14 protein-coding genes are annotated in these 16,409 nt (G+C 67.2%); 7 read left to right on the forward strand and 7 right to left on the reverse strand.

The window, feature by feature from the left end:
• Positions 1-5: 5 nt before the first annotated feature.
• On the forward strand, positions 6-2,159 hold the full coding sequence (locus tag M622_RS24795; RefSeq protein ID WP_031346358.1) for a putative bifunctional diguanylate cyclase/phosphodiesterase: 2,154 nt from the start codon (positions 6-8) through the stop codon (positions 2,157-2,159).
• A 124-nt stretch (positions 2,160-2,283) separates the two neighbouring features.
• Here M622_RS24795 and M622_RS24800 read toward each other — a convergent pair whose 3' ends face one another.
• From M622_RS24800 to M622_RS24810, 3 genes are all read right to left on the reverse strand, one after another.
• Positions 2,284-2,592, reverse strand: coding sequence for a c-type cytochrome (locus M622_RS24800; protein ID WP_021248268.1), 309 nt, complete (start codon positions 2,590-2,592; stop codon positions 2,284-2,286).
• Positions 2,593-2,772: 180 nt separating this feature from the next.
• Entirely contained in the window at positions 2,773-3,618 is an 846-nt protein-coding gene (gene queF / locus M622_RS24805; RefSeq protein ID WP_021248269.1) for an NADPH-dependent 7-cyano-7-deazaguanine reductase QueF, read from the reverse strand.
• Entirely contained in the window at positions 3,615-5,135 is a 1,521-nt protein-coding gene (locus M622_RS24810; protein WP_031346359.1) for a cobyric acid synthase, read from the reverse strand. Before M622_RS24810 ends, queF begins: the two co-directional genes overlap by 4 nt.
• Before the next feature lie 189 nt (positions 5,136-5,324).
• Here M622_RS24810 and cbiB point away from each other — a divergent pair, with 189 nt between their 5' ends.
• From cbiB to M622_RS24825, 3 genes are all read left to right on the forward strand, one after another.
• Positions 5,325-6,239: an adenosylcobinamide-phosphate synthase CbiB gene (gene cbiB / locus M622_RS24815; RefSeq protein ID WP_021248271.1), complete on the forward strand. Its 915-nt coding sequence runs from the start codon at positions 5,325-5,327 to the stop codon at positions 6,237-6,239.
• The gene (gene cobD, locus M622_RS24820) at positions 6,232-7,257 is read left to right on the forward strand and encodes a threonine-phosphate decarboxylase CobD (protein ID WP_021248272.1); all 1,026 of its coding nucleotides are present in this window, start codon (positions 6,232-6,234) and stop codon (positions 7,255-7,257) included. The genes cbiB and cobD overlap by 8 nt, the downstream gene beginning before the upstream one ends.
• A 207-nt stretch (positions 7,258-7,464) precedes the next feature.
• Entirely contained in the window at positions 7,465-8,382 is a 918-nt protein-coding gene (locus tag M622_RS24825) for a cobalamin-binding protein (protein ID WP_052028677.1), read from the forward strand.
• Positions 8,383-8,412: 30 nt separating this feature from the next.
• Here M622_RS24825 and M622_RS24830 read toward each other — a convergent pair whose 3' ends face one another.
• Complete coding sequence (locus tag M622_RS24830) at positions 8,413-9,546, reverse strand: M48 family metallopeptidase (RefSeq protein ID WP_021248274.1); 1,134 nt, start codon at positions 9,544-9,546, stop codon at positions 8,413-8,415.
• Between the two features lie 305 nt (positions 9,547-9,851).
• Here M622_RS24830 and M622_RS24835 point away from each other — a divergent pair, with 305 nt between their 5' ends.
• The 3 genes from M622_RS24835 to M622_RS24845 all read left to right on the forward strand — a co-directional run bounded on the left by M622_RS24835 (position 9,852) and on the right by M622_RS24845 (position 13,953).
• The gene (locus tag M622_RS24835; protein WP_021248275.1) at positions 9,852-11,447 is read left to right on the forward strand and encodes a DEAD/DEAH box helicase; all 1,596 of its coding nucleotides are present in this window, start codon (positions 9,852-9,854) and stop codon (positions 11,445-11,447) included.
• A 130-nt stretch (positions 11,448-11,577) separates the two neighbouring features.
• The gene (locus tag M622_RS24840) at positions 11,578-12,876 is read left to right on the forward strand and encodes an acetyl-CoA hydrolase/transferase family protein (protein ID WP_021248276.1); all 1,299 of its coding nucleotides are present in this window, start codon (positions 11,578-11,580) and stop codon (positions 12,874-12,876) included.
• A gap of 156 nt (positions 12,877-13,032) precedes the next feature.
• Positions 13,033-13,953 (forward strand): DMT family transporter, encoded by a 921-nt coding sequence (locus M622_RS24845; protein ID WP_021248277.1) that lies wholly within the window; start codon positions 13,033-13,035, stop codon positions 13,951-13,953.
• 93 nt (positions 13,954-14,046) lie between these two features.
• On the opposite strand, the gene asd is transcribed toward M622_RS24845, so the two are convergent.
• From asd to M622_RS24860, 3 genes are all read right to left on the reverse strand, one after another.
• Positions 14,047-14,898, reverse strand: coding sequence for an archaetidylserine decarboxylase (gene asd / locus M622_RS24850; protein ID WP_031346362.1), 852 nt, complete (start codon positions 14,896-14,898; stop codon positions 14,047-14,049).
• 106 nt (positions 14,899-15,004) lie between these two features.
• Positions 15,005-15,412 (reverse strand): DUF6858 family protein, encoded by a 408-nt coding sequence (locus M622_RS24855; protein WP_021248279.1) that lies wholly within the window; start codon positions 15,410-15,412, stop codon positions 15,005-15,007.
• A 21-nt stretch (positions 15,413-15,433) separates the two neighbouring features.
• The gene (locus tag M622_RS24860; RefSeq protein ID WP_021248280.1) at positions 15,434-16,399 is read right to left on the reverse strand and encodes an arsenic resistance protein; all 966 of its coding nucleotides are present in this window, start codon (positions 16,397-16,399) and stop codon (positions 15,434-15,436) included.
• Positions 16,400-16,409: the final 10 nt, after the last annotated feature.

Here is a 16,409-nt window from a genome sequence, read left to right on the forward strand (position 1 = left end):
GCTTCATGTCGATCCCGGGCGACAAACCTTTCCAGCCTCCGCAAAGCCCACTCCCCGTGGAGCCCAGCTTTCGCATTCTGATCGTCGATGACGATCCGGCGCTGCGTCGGACCTTTCCGCACGTGCTCGCCCAGCCCGGGCGCAGCTTCGACGAAGCGGCGAGCATAGGCGAGACCATTGCGCGCCTCGAGCAGCAGCACTACGACCTCGTGCTGCTCGACTACCGCCTGCCGGACGCATCCGGCCTTGCCGTGCTGGACTGGCTGGTGGAGCGTCGCCGGGACGAGGCCGTGATCATCATCAGCGGCGAGGATGCCATCGACGCCGCAATCAGCGCACTGCGCCGTGGTGCCGACAACTACGTGCGCAAGCCCTACCACGTGGCGCAGCTGCAGCGCGCGGTGGACGGCGCCCTGCACAAGGGCGCGCTGGAAAAGACCAACCGCGCCATGGGCCTGCGCCTGAAGGCATCCGAGCGCCTGCATCGCTATCTGGTCGAAAGCTCACCCGACCTGATCTTCACCCTCGATGCCGAAGGCCGCTTCAGCTACATCAGCCCACGCGTCAGCTCGCTACTCGGCTTCGAGCGCAAGGCCTTGCTGCGTCGCCCCTTCACCACCCTGATCATGCCCGAGGACATCGATCGGGCGTGCAGCCTGCTGGCCCAGTCCAGCACCTCCCTCACCGAGAATTTCAACCTCGAGCTGCGTTTGCGCTGCAATCACGGCATCAACAACGACGGCATCACCGTTGCGCTCACCGCCTCGCCCATGCCGACGCACAGCGGCGGCGCCGGACTCTACGGGGTCGCACGCGACATCTCCGAGCGCAAGCGCGCCGAAGAGATCATCAGCTTTCAGGCCTTTCACGACCAGCTCACCCTCCTGCCCAACCGCGTGCTGTTCAAGGATCGCCTCGAACTGGCGATCACGCAGGCACAGCGCCGCAGCGGCACGCTGGCGGTGATGTTCATCGACATCGACCGCTTCAAGCTCGTCAATGACACCTTCGGTCACGCCGAGGGCGACGCCCTGCTGCGTGCGATCGCAAGCCGGCTGTCGAGCACGCTGCGCCGCGGTGACACCCTGGCGCGACTCGGCGGTGACGAATTCACCGTACTGCTGCCGGACATCAAGCTGACACAGGACGCCGAACTCATCGGCACCAAGATCCTCGCCGCCCTCGAGACCCCGATTGCGCTCAGCCACGGTGACTATCGGGTGACGGCCAGCATCGGCATCGCGCTCTTCCCACGTGATGGCAGTACGGCTGAAGAGCTGACGCGCAATGCCGACGTCGCCATGTACCAGGTCAAGCGTGCGGGCAAGAACGCCTTCCGCTTCTTCGAGCCCTCGTTCAACACCCATCACCGCGAGCGTATTGCACTCGAGAACGACTTGCGCGATGCGCTCCAACGCAAGGAATTCGAACTTCATTACCAGCCTCAGGTCAGCGTCAGTCGCCGCCAGATCATCGGCATGGAGGCCTTGCTGCGCTGGAACCACCCGGTGCTCGGCAAGCTGACGCCGAACAGCTTCATCGAGATCGCCGAAGAACTCGGCCTCATCGGCGAAATAAGCCGCTGGGTGCTGGAAGAGGCTTGCACGCAGCTGGTGCAGTGGCGCAGCGACGGCCACCTGGAGGTGCGCATGTCGGTCAATATGTCAGCGCTGGATTTCGACCGCCGTGACATCGTGAGCTCGATCACCGACTGCCTGCAGCGCCATGCGCTGCCGCCCGCCCGCATCGAACTCGAGATCACCGAAAGCCTGATGATGAACAACGCCGCCGGCGTCGCGGTCAAGGTCAAGGAGTTGCGCGGCGCCGGCATCAGCATCGCCATCGATGACTTTGGCACCGGCTATTCGGCACTCGCCTACTTGCAGAGTTTTCCGGTGAGCACGCTGAAGATAGACCGCAGCTTCGTGCGCGCACTCGAGGGACCGAAGAGCAACCCCATCATCTCGGCCATCACCGGCATCGCGCGCGGCTTCGACCTCGACGTCGTGGCGGAGGGCGTGGAACAACTCCACCAGGCCGAGACCCTGCAGCTACTGGGCTGCGACATCATGCAGGGCTACCATTTCGCCCGTCCCGCACCGGCCCACGAAGCGCTCGAGTGGTTGCGCCAGCCCGAGCTGCTGTTCGGCGCCCACTGACCCCGGGCGGGCCAGACAGCGAGCGCGTGCGCACAGCGGGCGTAAACGTCAAAGGCCGACATCACAGTCGGCCTTTCTTGTCTTGCACCTGCCCATGTGGGGCCCATGCAAAGCGTGCAAGGGATTACTTGAGCGACAGCACCCAGTGCACCAGTGCCTTGGCTTCGGCGTCATTGACCTGCGGGTTGGGAGGCATCGGGACCTTGCCCCATGCGCCTACGCCACCTTTCTGCACCTTGGTCACCAGCATGGCCTCGGCATCAGCCTGGCCTGCATACTTGGCAGCGACTTCCTTGTAGGCCGGGCCAACCAGCTTCTTGTCCAACGCGTGACAGGCCATGCAGTTCTTGGCCTTGGCCATGGCTTCATCGGCAAAAGCCGGAGCGCTGGAGAGGAGACCCGCGGCAAGCGCGGCTGCGACGAACAGTTTCATATTCCTTACCTCGTTGTTGTGGGCCGGTTTAAGGCGTGACCGATGTTAACTCAGGGTCGAGCTTTTTCCTATCGATGGACACCCTTGGAAACAGCTTTTTCATGCACGAATGGCCGGCATCAGGCACGGATTTAACCCATATCAAGAAGCGCCTTCCTGCATGCGTCGTACTCGCCCTGCCTACTGCCTGACCTCCATGCCCTCATCGGCCTGCAGGCCCGCATGACTGGTACGAAAGGGGTTGATGTCCAGCCCGCCACGCCGCGTGTAGCGCGCCCACACCGCGAGCTCACGCGGCCGGCAGCGCGCAAGGATGTCGCAGAACACGCGCTCGACACATTGCTCATGGAACTCGTTGTGGGTGCGAAAGGACACCAGGTAACGCAGCAGCCCGGCACGATCCATCGCCGGGCCGGTGTAGCGCACCACCAGCATGCCCCAGTCAGGCTGACCGGTCACCAGACAATTCGACTTCAGCAGATGCGAGTACAGGGTCTCGCTCACCTCGCTGCCGTGCGCATGCAACAAGTCCGGCGCCGGCTCATAGGTGTCGATGTCGAGCTCGAGCTGATCCAGGCAGAAGCCCTGCGGATAGCTTGAGCTGCGCTGTGGGCGCTGGGTCAGCGGCGTGATGCGCACCGCCACCGCGGCGCCCGCCGCAGCCACGAGGTCGCAGGCAATCATCGCCTGCACCGTGCCCACATCAGCGCAGCGCTGCTGGTTGTAAGCGTTCAGGTAGAGCTTGAGCGACTTGGATTCGATCAGGCGCGGCGAGTTCGCCGGCACCCGGAACTGCGCCAGCGCCACCACCGGCTTGCCGCGCAGGTCCAGCCAGGACAGCTCGTAGGCGTTCCACAAGTCCTCACCGATGAAGGGCAGGTCGTCGGCCTTCAGGCCCAGCTCGTCACGCTTGAGCTGGCGCTCGATCGGGAACAGCAGATCGGGTGCATAGGTGTCACGGTAGGCGGCGGGGCGGCCCAGCGGCGAGGATTCGGCGCCATGCAGGCGCGGGGTGTCAGTGCTCATGGGGGCGACAAGGGTGAGAGGGTGGGCTGCGTGGGCAGGCGATGGTCAAACAGAGCGTCGATCGCGCAAGAGGTTTCCAGCGCGTCGGCAAGGCGCTCGATGTCCGCTTCGCGGCGTGCCGCCAGATCGATCGGCTGCACGTCCTTGAGCCCCGCCCAGGCCAGCAAGGCCGACAGCGCCTGGGGGGCGTCGAACAGCCCATGCACATAAGTGCCAAGAATCTGCCCATCGGCCGACAGCGCGCCGTCCGCACGCTTGCCCGCGGCGCTCTCCAGCCACAGCGCCGGGCGCTGCAGCGCCGCACCCCAGGACACGCCCATGTGGATTTCGTAGCCGCTCACCACTGCTGCGCCGCCACCGAGCGCGCCATCCAGGTGGCCGCTGACGGTGCCGAGCTGCTTGTCCGGTTTGAGCTCGGTTTCCATCTCCAGCCAGCCCAGCCCGGGGGCGGTGCCGGCCTCGCCTTCCAGCCCAAGCGGGTCGGCCAGGCTGCGACCGAGCATCTGAAAGCCGCCGCAGATACCGATGAGCTTGCCGCCATAACGCAGGTGGCGCGCGATCGCCTCGTCCCAGCCCTGGGCGCGCAGCCAGGCCAGATCGGCCTGCACGCTCTTGGAGCCCGCCAGCACGATCAGGTCCGCAGGCGGGATCGCCTGCCCCGGCCCCACCCAGTGGAAGTCCACCTGAGGGTGCAGGCGCAACGCATCGAGGTCGGTATGGTTGGAGATGCGCGGATGGACCGGCGCCACCACGCGCAGTGCGCCCGCTGCGCCCGCCCCCTCCGCCACTGCATCGCCGAGTCCGTCCTCGGCGTCGAGAAACAGGCCGTGCAGGTAGGGCAGCACGCCGAACACCTTGCGCCCGGTGCGCGCTTCCAGCCAGTCCAGACCGGGCTGCAGCAGGCTGATGTCGCCGCGAAAGCGGTTGATGATGAAGCCCCTGACGCGCGCCTGCTCGGACGCCGACAGCAGCTCGAGGGTGCCGACCAGGTGGGCAAACACGCCGCCACGGTCGATGTCGGCCACCAGCACCACCGGCACGTCGGCGGCCTCGGCAAAGCCCATGTTGGCGATGTCACGGTCACGCAGGTTGATCTCGGCCGGGCTGCCTGCGCCTTCGACCAGCACCGCGTCGTAGCGCGCGCACAAGCGCTCCCAGCTCTGCATCACCGCCGCCATCGCGGTAGGCTTGTAGGCGTGGTAGTCACGCGCCGAGAGACTCGCCACCACGCGCCCATGGATGATGACCTGGGCGCCGATGTCGCTCGAGGGCTTGAGCAGCACCGGGTTGAAGTCGGTATGCGGGGCGAGGCCGGCGGCCAGCGCCTGCAAGGCCTGGGCACGACCGATTTCGCCCCCGTCTGCGGTGACGGCGGCGTTGAGCGCCATGTTCTGCGGCTTGAAGGGCGCCACCTGCAGCCCGCGGCGACGCAGGATGCGCGCCAGGCCGGCAACCAGCGTGCTCTTGCCGGCATCGGAGGTGGTGCCCTGCACCATCAGCGTAATCGGGGGAGGCATGGCGTAGAATCCGGGCTCTTCGAGTTGGGCGGTGGATTATCGCCCATTCACGCGCGTCACAGGCCGGCTGCGGCGCTGGCGCTGGCGACGGTCTTGCTGCGGTGCAAACCTCATCCTGCAACGCCGCGGTTCTTGTCTTGCTCACGGTCACCGATCTTGCTCTCCGCCCTCTTCGTTCTCGCACTGAAAATGGCCGCTGGCCTGCTCGCCGACCGCCTCCTGGGTGAAGCTCGACGTTTTCACCCGCTGGTCGGCTTTGGACGCTGGGCGCGCGCGCTGGAAGCCGCCACCCGCCGCCACGTCGGCACGCATCGCGGCGCAGGCATGCTGGCATGGGCGCTCGCGGTGCTGCCGTGGCTGGCGCTGGCGCTGGCGCTGCGTGCAACACACCCGCTTGCGCACTGGCCGCTCGATATCGCCCTGCTCTACCTTGCGCTGGGCGGGCGCAGCCTGGCCGAGCATGCCGAAGCGGTGGCGGCGCCGCTGGCTGCGGGCGATGTCGACAGCGCGCGTGCGCACGTGAGCTGGATCGTCAGCCGCGACACGGGCGCGCTGGACGCTGCGGGCGTGGCGCGCGCGGGCACCGAATCGGTGCTGGAGAACGGCAACGACGCGGTGTTCGGCGCCCTGTTCTGGTTCTTGCTGGGCGGCGGTGGCGGGGTGCTGCTGTTTCGCCTGGCCAATACCCTGGACGCGATGTGGGGCTATCGCACCCCGCGCTACCTGCACTTCGGCTGGGCCGCGGCGCGCATCGACGATGTGCTCAACGCCCTGCCGGCACGCCTGACCGCGCTCACTTACGCGGTGCTCGGCAACACCCGCTGCGCGCTGAAGTGCTGGCGCACGCAGGCTGCGGCCTGGGACAGCCCCAACGCCGGCCCGGTGATGGCTGCGGGCGCGGGCGCCCTCGGCGTGGCCCTGGGCGGCGGCGCGCTCTACCACGGCCAGTGGGAACAGCGTCCGCCCCTGGGTGCAGGGCGCACACCCGATGCGGGCGCAATTCGCGCCGCGATCACCCTCGTGCGCCGCGGCAGCGTGCTGTGGCTGGCCATCACCAGCGCGCTGGCCGTCGTCATCACGCTGGCAGGCTGGGCTCATGCTTGAACACGGCGGCCGCCTGCGCCGCGCCGCACAGCACTACGGCATTGCCGTGGCCGACTGGGTGGACCTGTCGACCGGCATCAACCCCAATGCCTACCCCGCCCCCGCCGTACCCGCCTCCGCCTGGCAGCGCCTGCCCGAGGACGATGACGGTCTCGACGCCGCCGCCGCTGCTTATTACGGCAGCAGCGCGCTGCTCGCGGTGGCGGGCTCTCAACCCGCCATTCAGGCCCTGCCCGCCGTGCTCAGCGGCGCGCGTGTCAGTCTGCTGGCGCCGAGCTATGCCGAGCATGCGCATGCCTGGCGCGCGCGCGCCCCACATTTTTTCGCTGCCGATGCGGACGCCGCCGAAGCCGCCGAAGCCGCCGAAGCCGCCGAGGCCGCGGTCGACGCCAGCGACATCGTGGTGCTGGTGCAGCCCAACAACCCCACGGGCGCGCTGTTCGAGCGCAGCCGGCTGCTGGACTGGCACGCGCGCCTGGCGCGCCGCGGGGGCTGGCTGGTGGTGGACGAGGCCTTCATCGACCCCACCCCCGATGCCAGCCTGGCGCCGATGGCAGGCGCCGACGGTCTGGTGGTGCTGCGCTCGCTGGGCAAGTTCTTCGGGCTCGCCGGCGCCCGCGTCGGCTTCGTGCTGGCGCCGGCCGCAGTGCGGGCGCAACTGGCGGAGCAACTCGGCCCGTGGACGATCAGCGGCCCGGCACGCCATGTCGCACGCAGCGCGCTGGCCGATGTCGCGTGGCAGGCCGGCGCGCGCGCGCAGCTCAGGCGCGACGGCCAGCGCCTCGCCCAACTGTTGCGCCGGGCCGGCCTGGGCGGGTGCACCGGCACCTGCCTGTTCCAGTGGATTGCGCTGCCCGAGCTTCCCGCCGCCGCCGCACTGCACCACGCGCTCGCCCAGCGTGGCATCCTGACCCGGCTGTTTACCCACCCTCCTGCGCTGCGCTTTGGCCTGCCGCCCGACGAAGCGGGCTGGTCGCGACTCGAACAGGCTCTCGCGGCCTGCCGTGCACCCGCATGAACTCCAGCGCGGCGACACCGCATGAGCGCCGCGCCAGCCCCTGCAAGCCGTACACCTGAGCTACCCCAAACCATGGCCGATTTTCTGCGTACCAACTCACTGCATGCCGATTCCCTGGACGGCGCTTCACGTCCGGTCTCGCGGCTGAAGCCTGTCGCCCGCGCACGGGCAGGGACGTGCATCAGCCTGTGCACGCTGCTGGGCCTGATGAGCCTGATGAGCGCGCCCGCGCTCACCCACGCCTCGGCTTCCACCGCCAGCGCTGACAGCGCGATCGAGATCACCGACGACGCGGGCAATCACCTCCGCCTCGAGCGTCCGGCGCAGCGCATCGTGAGCCTGGCGCCGCACGTCACCGAGCTGCTGTTCGCGGCCGGGGCGGGCGCGCAAGTGGTGGGCGTGGTGGCTTACAGTGACTTTCCACCCGAGGCTACGGCGCTGCCGCAAGTGGGGGGCTACAGCAAGGTGGACCTGGAGGCGGTGGCGGCCTTGCGGCCTGACCTCGTTGTGGCCTGGCGCAGCGGCAACCGCAACGCCCACCTCGACCGCCTGCGCGCGCTGGGCATCCCGGTGTTCCTGAACGAGCCGCGCAGCCTGGACGACGTTGCCCGCAGCCTGGAGCAGTTCGGCACGCTGGCCGGCACCAGCGCACCCGCCGCCGCCGCTGCGGCGCGCTTTCGCGCCCGCCACGCCAGCCTGTCGGCGCGCTATCAGGAGCGCGCACCGGTCAGCACCTTCTACCAGATCTGGGACAGGCCGCTGATGACGATCAATGACGAACACCTGATCGCCGACGTCATCCGCCTGTGTGGCGGGCGCAACGTGTTCGGCACGCTGGGCACGCTGTCGCCGACGATCGGCGTCGAGGCCGTGCTCGCGGCCAACCCTGAGGCCATCGTTGCCAGCGGCATGGGCGCGGCGCGCCCGGAGTGGCTGGATCAGTGGAAGCGCTGGCCAGATCTGGCGGCCAACGCCCACGGCAACCTGTTCTTCATTCCGCCCGACATCGTGCAGCGCCACACGCCACGCATCCTCGACGGCGCCAGCCAGCTGTGTGAACAGCTCGAGTCGGTACGCGCAAGACGCGCTGAACGGTCGCCCGCAGCGCCAGCGCCGAAAAACTGAGCCCGCCGCAAAAGCAGCCAGCGCGCGCACTCAGTCGTCGCCGTGCATCTCGTAGCGCGTGCGCCGCTGTGCCCGCCAGGCCCGCCCCCAGGCGCGGTCGAACACCCAGGCCAGGCTTGGCAGCACGGGACGCAGGAAATGCACCGCGGCCGAGGTGGGATCATCTTCGGGCACGCGGCAAGGCACGCCCAGGGCGCTGAGGCGGCGCTGCAAGCTGGGGTGAAAGGCAAAACGCTGCTGTGCCGTGCCCTCGATTGCCACCGCATGGTCGGACACCGTGCGCATGAAGCCGACCTGGACGCCCAGCGCCATATCGCGGTAGGGGCGTAGCGAAGGCTGCGCCTGCCCGGTGCGATGGGCCTCGACATGGGGCCAGTAATCTCGCTCGAGAAAGTGCGACTTCAGGCTCACCTCGACCAGGGCCTCACCCATCAGACCGCGACCGACCAGCTCGGCCGCGATCGCGTCGGCCTCGAACTCCTCGATGCGGGCGAGACGCAGCATCGCCAGACACAGATTGAGCGACTTCGCGTCCAGCCACGGCGAAATCGACGCAAACCGCGCGCTCGCACGGTCGAGCGTGCGCGCCCACCACGCCCGCAGCGCACCGCCCACGCCGGACCAGCCCCGGCGCTGCGCCGCAACATGCGCCAGTTCGTGCGCCAGCACGGCGGCAAACTGGGTCGGAGACAGGCTGTGCGCCAGCGGCAGGCCGATCATCAGGTAGGTGCGCAGCGGGCCGACCACGCCCCAGACCGGGCGCTGGTGGATGTGGGCGTTCATGTCGTCGGTGATGTACACCGCCCGAATGGGCGCAATGCGCAAGCGCGCCGCGGTGGTGTCGAGCAGCCGGAACAATTCGGCAGCGGCCGTAGGCGGCAGCCGGATACCTTGCGGGCGCGGCGGCGCGCTGAATACGACATCGGCGAGCGCGATCGCACACAGCGCCAGCATGACGCCGGCCAGGCTCCACAGCCCGCTCGCAAGCGGCTGTCCGGCGCTGATCGCAGCCCAGCTGTTGGCCAGCGCAAGAATGAACCCACCGACCAGCATCGCCAGCATGAACGTGCACACGGCCAGACCGGCGAGGGCAAGCAAACTCATCCGCCGCGCGAGGCGCTTGCGCAGCTTGAACAGTCGTTTGCCCGAAGCGATCGATTTCATGGGAGATTTCAGGTCGGCCAGGGCCAAAAGTATACGTCAGTGGCCTGCACAATGTTTCTCTTATATAAGACCGGAACGCTGAAACGTGGTGAGCGCAGATGCCAGCCTCGCTGCGCCGCACAAAAAACAAGGAAAGCGCTCGCGCCAGGCCGACTTAACGTCTATAGTGCTGACTGCCCGCGAATTGACCAATCGACCGCGGCTGCTCCTGCAACGATCCTGCTGGCACCCTGCCGCGGATCTCTCCCGTCAGTCCGGATTGGTGTCGCCACGAAGCGCGACGGGCTGGCGCCGGAAACGACTACATGAATTCCGAAGTGACTTTCGCCAGCCTTGAGCTGGCAGACCCCATCCTGCGCGCCATTGGCGAAGCCGGCTATACCTCGCCGACGCCGATTCAGGTCAAGGCCATCCCGCAGGTGCTCGCCGGCCGCGATCTGCTGGCTGCGGCCCAGACCGGCACCGGCAAGACCGCGGGCTTCACCCTGCCCTTGCTGCACATCCTGTCGCAAACCCACGCTCATCCGCACCCGCCTGGCCGTCCGCGCTGCCTGATCATGACCCCGACGCGCGAACTCGCGGCCCAGGTCGAGGAGTCGGTCAAGACCTACGGCAAGCACCTGGCGCTGTCTTCACTGGTGATGTTCGGCGGGGTCAACATCAACCCGCAGATCAGCGCCCTGAAGAAGCGCGTCGACATCCTCGTCGCCACGCCCGGGCGCTTGCTCGACCACGTCGGCCAGCGCACGCTGGACCTGTCGGGGGTGGAGATCCTGGTGCTGGACGAAGCCGACCGCATGCTCGACATGGGCTTCATCCGTGACATCCGCAAGGTGCTCGCGCTGCTGCCGAAGAAGCGCCAGAACCTGCTGTTCTCGGCCACCTTCTCGGACGAGATCCGCGAGCTCACCCGTGGCCTGCTGCACGACCCGGCCACGGTCGAAGTGGCGCCGCGCAACACCACCGCCGAGCGCGTCGAGCAAGCGGTGTACATGGTCGGCCAGAAGCAGAAGCGCGAGCTGCTCGCCCACCTGATCAAGGAAAAGCAGTGGTTCCAGGCCCTGGTGTTCACCCGCACCAAGCATGGCGCCAACAAGCTCGCCGAATACCTGAGCAAGCACGACATCCCGGCAACCGCCATCCATGGCAACAAGAGCCAGGCGGCGCGCACGCGCGCGCTCGCGCAGTTCAAGGACGGCTCGCTCCCGGTGCTGGTCGCGACCGACATCGCCGCCCGCGGTCTGGACATCGACCAGCTGCCACAGGTGGTGAACTTCGAGCTGCCCAGCGTGGCCGAAGACTACGTACACCGCATCGGCCGCACCGGCCGTGCAGGCGCAGCCGGGCACGCGATCTCGCTCGTCGACCGCGAAGAGGTGAAGCTGCTGACCGCGATTGAACGCCTGATCAAGCGCCAGATCGAGCGCGCGGTGGCCGTCGACTTTGTGCCCAGCGCCGGCAGCGAAGCCGCGCATGACGCCGATCATGAGCGCGAGCCCATGCCGCGCCGTGGCGGCGGACGCAACACCCAAGGACGCCCACAGCCGAGCGCAACGGCCACGCGCAGCGCAGACCGCCCCGGCGGCGGGCGCAGCAGCAGCGCGCCGAGCAGGCCGGGCGCGCGCCCAGCCCAGCGCCCGCGCACCGAGGCCGATGGCAACCGCGCACCCCGCCAGAGCGATGGGCGTGAGGTCGATGGCAATCGCGCACCCCAGGCACGCACCCAGGAAGTCGACGGCAACCGTGTCAGCTCATCGCAGCGCGCGGAAGTCGATGGCAATCGCGCACCGGCCAACCGCCGCCCCGAGGGCGCCGGCAACCGCAGCGGCCAGAGCCAGAACCGCCGCCCCACCCCGCGTGCAGCGCTGTTCTCGTCCAAGCCCGGCGGCGGCGAACGCTGAGTCACACCCACGGCGGGCTGAGCGAATTGATGCAGGCTCCATACGCTAAAGTATGGAAACAGGTATAATCCGGGCGCATCGAAATAATGCCGCCGCCCTGCACAAGGGCTCAACCCGCCGTGGAGACAGCATGAGCAAGCCGGAAACCCTGTACCAAGAGAAACGCATGACGGCGGCCGACGCCGTCGCCCTGGTTCGCGATGGCGACACCATCGTCGTCCCCACCGGCGTGGGTGAACCGCCCGCCTTGCTCGAAGCGCTGTCCGCACGTCGCCATACGCTCAATGACGTGGCGGTGAGCCAGATCCTGCCGCTGCGCAAGTTTGCCTATCTCGACCCTGAGACCCGCGCCAACGTCCGCCACGACGCCTACTTCTTTGGCGGCGCCAACCGCGCTGGCGGCCAGGCCGGCTGGGTCGACTTCATTCCGGCCTACTTCTCCGAACTGCCGATGCTGATCGACCGCGGCCAGCTGCCTGCCGACGTCGTCGTGTCGATGGCTTCGCCGATGGACGAGCACGGCTTCTTCAGCCTGTCGCTGGGGCCGGACTACACCATGGCGGCAGTGCGCCAGGCGCGCGTCATCCTGCTCGAAGTCAACCCGAACGTCCCCTTCGCCAACGGCAACTGCCACGTGCACCTGTCCCAGGTGTCCGCGCTGGTGGAGAGCGACGAACCCTTGTTCGAAGTCGGCCTGCCGCAGATCGGGCCGGTGCAGGAGGCTATCGGCAAGTACGTGGCCGACCTGATCGACAACGGCGCGACCTTGCAGGTGGGTTACGGCGGCATTCCCGACGCCGTGGTGATGCAGTTGCAGCACAAACGCGACCTTGGCATTCATTCCGAAATGATCGGCGACGGCATCCTGTCGCTGATCGAGTCGGGCGCGGTGACCAACCGGCGCAAGACCTTCATGACGGGCAAGAGCATCGCCACCTTCGCCCTGGGCTCACGCAGGCTGTACCGCTTCCTGCACCGCAACCCGACGGTGGAGATGCACCCGGTGGACTTCACCAACGATCCCTATCTTGCCGCGCAGAACGACAATCTGTGCGCGGTGAACGCCACCATGCAGATCGACCTGCTCGGCCAGTGCGGCTCGGAGAGTCTGGGTCACCTTCCCTACTCGGGCACCGGCGGCCAGGTGGACTTCGTGCGCGCCGCCAACCGCTCGAAGGGCGGCAAGGCCTTCATCGTGCTGCCCTCGACCGCAAAGAACGACACCGTGTCGCGCATCGCGCCCGTGCTGTCGCCAGGCACGCATGTCACCACGAGCAAGAACGACATCAACTACGTGGTCACCGAGTATGGCGTCGCCCAGCTCCGCGGCAAGACTGCCAAGCAGCGCGCCGAGGCCTTGATCGGCATCGCCCATCCGGACTTCCGCGCCGAATTGCGCGAAGCTGCCCGGCGCTTGAACCTGGCTTGAGCGCTTGCTGCTCCACGCCCACTCCCTTGCGGGCGTGGAGATGACACCCTGGCGAGCTTTTTTCGCCACTCCGCGACGCTCGCCAGCCACCTTCAGCTCAGCCGACCGTTTCGCCCCAGGCGGCACGGTCGGCGCCAGCCTTGCAGCGGAGCGCCATTGACCAGCTCTCACACCAGCAACCCGGACGCAGGCAAAGGCCTGCTCGCCGCGCTCATCGTGGTGCTGTTCTGGTCGGGCTTCAACATCGTGTCGCGGCTCGGCGCCACCGCCACCTTCACCCCCTTCGACATTGCGGCGATGCGCTTCGGCGTATCAGGCGCGATCGCGCTGCCGCTCTTCCTGCGTTTCGTACCGCGCCAGGACTGGCCCCGGCATGCGGTGCTGGCGCTGTTTGGCGGGCTGGGCTACGGCATCATGGTGTATTCGGGCTTCGCCTTCGCGCCGAGCGCGCATGCCGGCGTCTTCGTCAATGGCGGCATTCCATTCTGGACCGTGATCATCATGGCGGTGATGACGCAATTCCGTATTCCACGTCAGACCGTGATCGCGCTCCTGCTGTCGAGCTGCGGCCTGCTGCTGATCGGCTTTCAGAGCCTGTTCGCGAGCGCCCGTGGCGAGCAATGGATAGGCGACCTGCTCTTCCTGGGCGCCGCGCTGTGCTGGGCGATCTTCGGCCTGCTGATGCGGCGCTGGCAGATCCGGCCCCAGCTCGGCATTCTGGGCATCGCCAGCTTCTCTGCCCTGGCCTACCTACCGGTGTATGTGCTGTGGCTGCCTGCTGCCATCGGCGACGCGAGCTGGGGGGCGATCACCCTGCAGTGCGTCTATCAGGGCATCATCGCCGCCCTGCTGGCCGGCGGCCTGTACAGCTATGCGGTGCAGAAGGTGGGCGCGGGAGAGGCCTCGATGATGCTCGCCCTGGTGCCCGCATTTTCTGCCATCGGTGGTTTTCTCATCCTCGACGAAACCCTGGGCCCGACGAGCATCATCGGCATCGTCGTGGTCTCGGTGGGCGCCCTGCTTGGCGCACTGCCTCCCGGCGCCCACAAACGCATGCGTCTGTTCAGCTCGCGCTGAAGCCAGCGCCAGGGCGGCGCGGATCGTCACCCGTGGCCACAGACAGGCGTGGCGCACGCACTGCCTGTCTGTGAATGCTGACGGTGAGCCCGCCTACTGGCTGAGCTTGTGCCCCATCGCCTCGCCCAGACGCACCGGGCTCGCCGCCGCCCAGTCGGAGGAAAAGCGCAGCGTGCACTTCGGGAACAGCATCACCACCGTCGAACCCAGCAGGAAGCGCCCCATTTCGTCGCCCTTGCGCAGTTCGACCTCACCCGCCGCATAGGCGTACTTCTCGATGTCGGGCCGCCGTGGTGGATTGACCACGCCGTGCCACGTCGTCGCCATGCTACCGACGATGGTCGCGCCCACCAGCACCATCACGAAGGGACCGCTCTCGCCTTCGAACACGCACACCACACGCTCGTTGCGCGCGAACAAGCCGGGTACGCCGCGCGCGGTGGCCGGGTTCACCGAGAACAGCTCACCCGGCACGTAGATCATCTGCGTCAGGCGCCCGTCGCAGGGCATGTGGATGCGGTGATAGTCGCGCGGGCTGAGATAGAGGGTGGCGAACTCGCCGTCCTCGAAGCGCGCCGCCAGGCTGCGGTCCCCACCGACCAGCGTGCTCGCACTGTAGAAGTGGCCCTTGGCCTGGAAGATCTGATCACGCTCGATGGGCCCGAACTGGCTGATCGCGCCATCGACCGGGCAGACGTAGTCGGCCTCGGCAAGTGGACGCATGCCTTCACGCAGCGGGCGCGTGAAAAACTCGTTGAAGCTGGCGTAGCTGGCCGGATCGGGGTTTGCGGCCTCGTCCATGTTCACGCCATAGCGCTTGATGAACCAGCGGATGACGGCCGCCGTCAGCTTGCCCGCACGCACGCCGGCGAGCTTGCCCGCAAGCTGGGTGAGGGCACGCTTGGGCAGGACGTATTGCAGGCCAACGGTGAGGCGCTCGGACACGGCGGATTCCTGATGGGAGGTGATGGGGGAATTATAACGCTGCCATGGCAGCGCTCGGCCGGCCCACACACGCGCCAGCCCGCAGCGCTGCGTCGCAAGCAAACATTCAGGCGGAGCCTGGGGTGAAGCCTTCGAGCTCCTTCACCCACTCCTGCATGGTGGTGTTCATGGCCGGGTTGGGGGCCTCAAGAAAGGCGATGGTGAAGCGGTCGTCAAGTTCGCACACGCCGATCGAGCGCGGCCGCGGCGCCATCGCCAGCGGGTTGGGCAGCTTGATGCCGAAACAGAACACCAGATGCTTGGCCGCACGGATGTTCGGGGCGATCTCGCCATCGGGCAGCGCACGGGTGTGGGCGTAGTGATCGAACTCCGCGATCAGGCCAGCGCGCGGGTCCGCCTCCACCTTGGCAGAAAAGAAGGCGATGATCTCATCCACCGAGGTGCAGGCAGTTTCGGTCTTGAGCAGATCGACATGATGAGTGGGGTACTTGTCCATGAAGAGCGTGTATTGCATGGCTTGAATTCTCCTGAAGACTCAGACCGGCTTCGGCCCAAAGAAACGATCACTGAACTTCACATACCAGGCCGCAGACTGCACCTGGATGACATAGGCAACGGCAATCAGCAGCGCCGCGTCCTCGCCGGCGGCACCAAAAGCGTTCATCGCCAGGGCAAGGGCAATCGACAGGTTGCGCATCACCGTGCCATAGACCAGGGCAATGGCGTCACCGCGCGGCAGCAGTCGCCTGGCGACGAAGGTGCTGAAGGCATAGTTGAAGAGGTAGAGGACGAACAGCGGCAGCAGGATGTCGAGCAGCATCTCGGGGTGGGCCAACAGCGTCGTGCCCTTGAGGGCGAGCGCCACGAACACGATGCCCAGCACGCCCAGCGTGGACAGCGGCGGGAAGCGCGGCGCCCAGTGCAACTGGAAAGCCTGCTGCCCATGCCGGCGCAGCAGATGGGCCTGGGTGAGCTGGCCCGCGAGCATGGGCAGGAAGACCACGAGCACGATCTGCAGGAAGATCTCGAACAGATCCACCGCCACCGTCGCGCCCATCAACCATTGCACATACAAAGGCGTGAGCAGCGAACCGAGGATCAGCCCCACCACCGTCATCTTGATCGCGGCAGGAAGATTGCCCTTGGCAAATCCGGTCCAGGCGATGGTCATGCCGCTGGTGGGCAGCAAGGACGCCAGCAACAAGCCAAGCGCGAAGTAAGGCTGCTCGGGAAACCACAGCCGCCCGAGCGCGAAGGCGACAAAGGGAATCACCGCGAAATTGATCGCCTGCGCGAGCAGCTGCGCCTTGCCATCGCCGCCCACGAGCAGGGTGCGCAGCTTGAGGTTGACCATCATCGGATACACCATCAGCAGCGTCAGCGGCACGATCAGGGTGCGCAGCCAGGCGGTCGGTGCGATCAGGCCGTAGCCCAGACCCAGCAGCATCGCCACTGGAATGGCCACGGTGAGATTACCGGTGATGCGGGAAAGCAGCTTCATTCCTGGCCTC

The organism is Thauera terpenica 58Eu, from assembly GCF_000443165.1.
GTDB lineage: Bacteria > Pseudomonadota > Gammaproteobacteria > Burkholderiales > Rhodocyclaceae > Thauera > Thauera terpenica.

Coding starts and splice junctions, on each gene's coding strand:
- M622_RS24795 (WP_031346358.1), top strand. CDS start 6: ATGTCGATCCCGGGCGACAAACCTTTCCAGCCTCCGCAAAGCCCACTC.
- M622_RS24800 (WP_021248268.1), bottom strand. CDS start 2,592: ATGAAACTGTTCGTCGCAGCCGCGCTTGCCGCGGGTCTCCTCTCCAGC.
- queF (WP_021248269.1), bottom strand. CDS start 3,618: ATGAGCACTGACACCCCGCGCCTGCATGGCGCCGAATCCTCGCCGCTG.
- M622_RS24810 (WP_031346359.1), bottom strand. CDS start 5,135: ATGCCTCCCCCGATTACGCTGATGGTGCAGGGCACCACCTCCGATGCC.
- cbiB (WP_021248271.1), top strand. CDS start 5,325: ATGGCCGCTGGCCTGCTCGCCGACCGCCTCCTGGGTGAAGCTCGACGT.
- cobD (WP_021248272.1), top strand. CDS start 6,232: ATGCTTGAACACGGCGGCCGCCTGCGCCGCGCCGCACAGCACTACGGC.
- M622_RS24825 (WP_052028677.1), top strand. CDS start 7,465: ATGAGCCTGATGAGCGCGCCCGCGCTCACCCACGCCTCGGCTTCCACC.
- M622_RS24830 (WP_021248274.1), bottom strand. CDS start 9,546: ATGAAATCGATCGCTTCGGGCAAACGACTGTTCAAGCTGCGCAAGCGC.
- M622_RS24835 (WP_021248275.1), top strand. CDS start 9,852: ATGAATTCCGAAGTGACTTTCGCCAGCCTTGAGCTGGCAGACCCCATC.
- M622_RS24840 (WP_021248276.1), top strand. CDS start 11,578: ATGAGCAAGCCGGAAACCCTGTACCAAGAGAAACGCATGACGGCGGCC.
- M622_RS24855 (WP_021248279.1), bottom strand. CDS start 15,412: ATGCAATACACGCTCTTCATGGACAAGTACCCCACTCATCATGTCGAT.
- M622_RS24860 (WP_021248280.1), bottom strand. CDS start 16,399: ATGAAGCTGCTTTCCCGCATCACCGGTAATCTCACCGTGGCCATTCCA.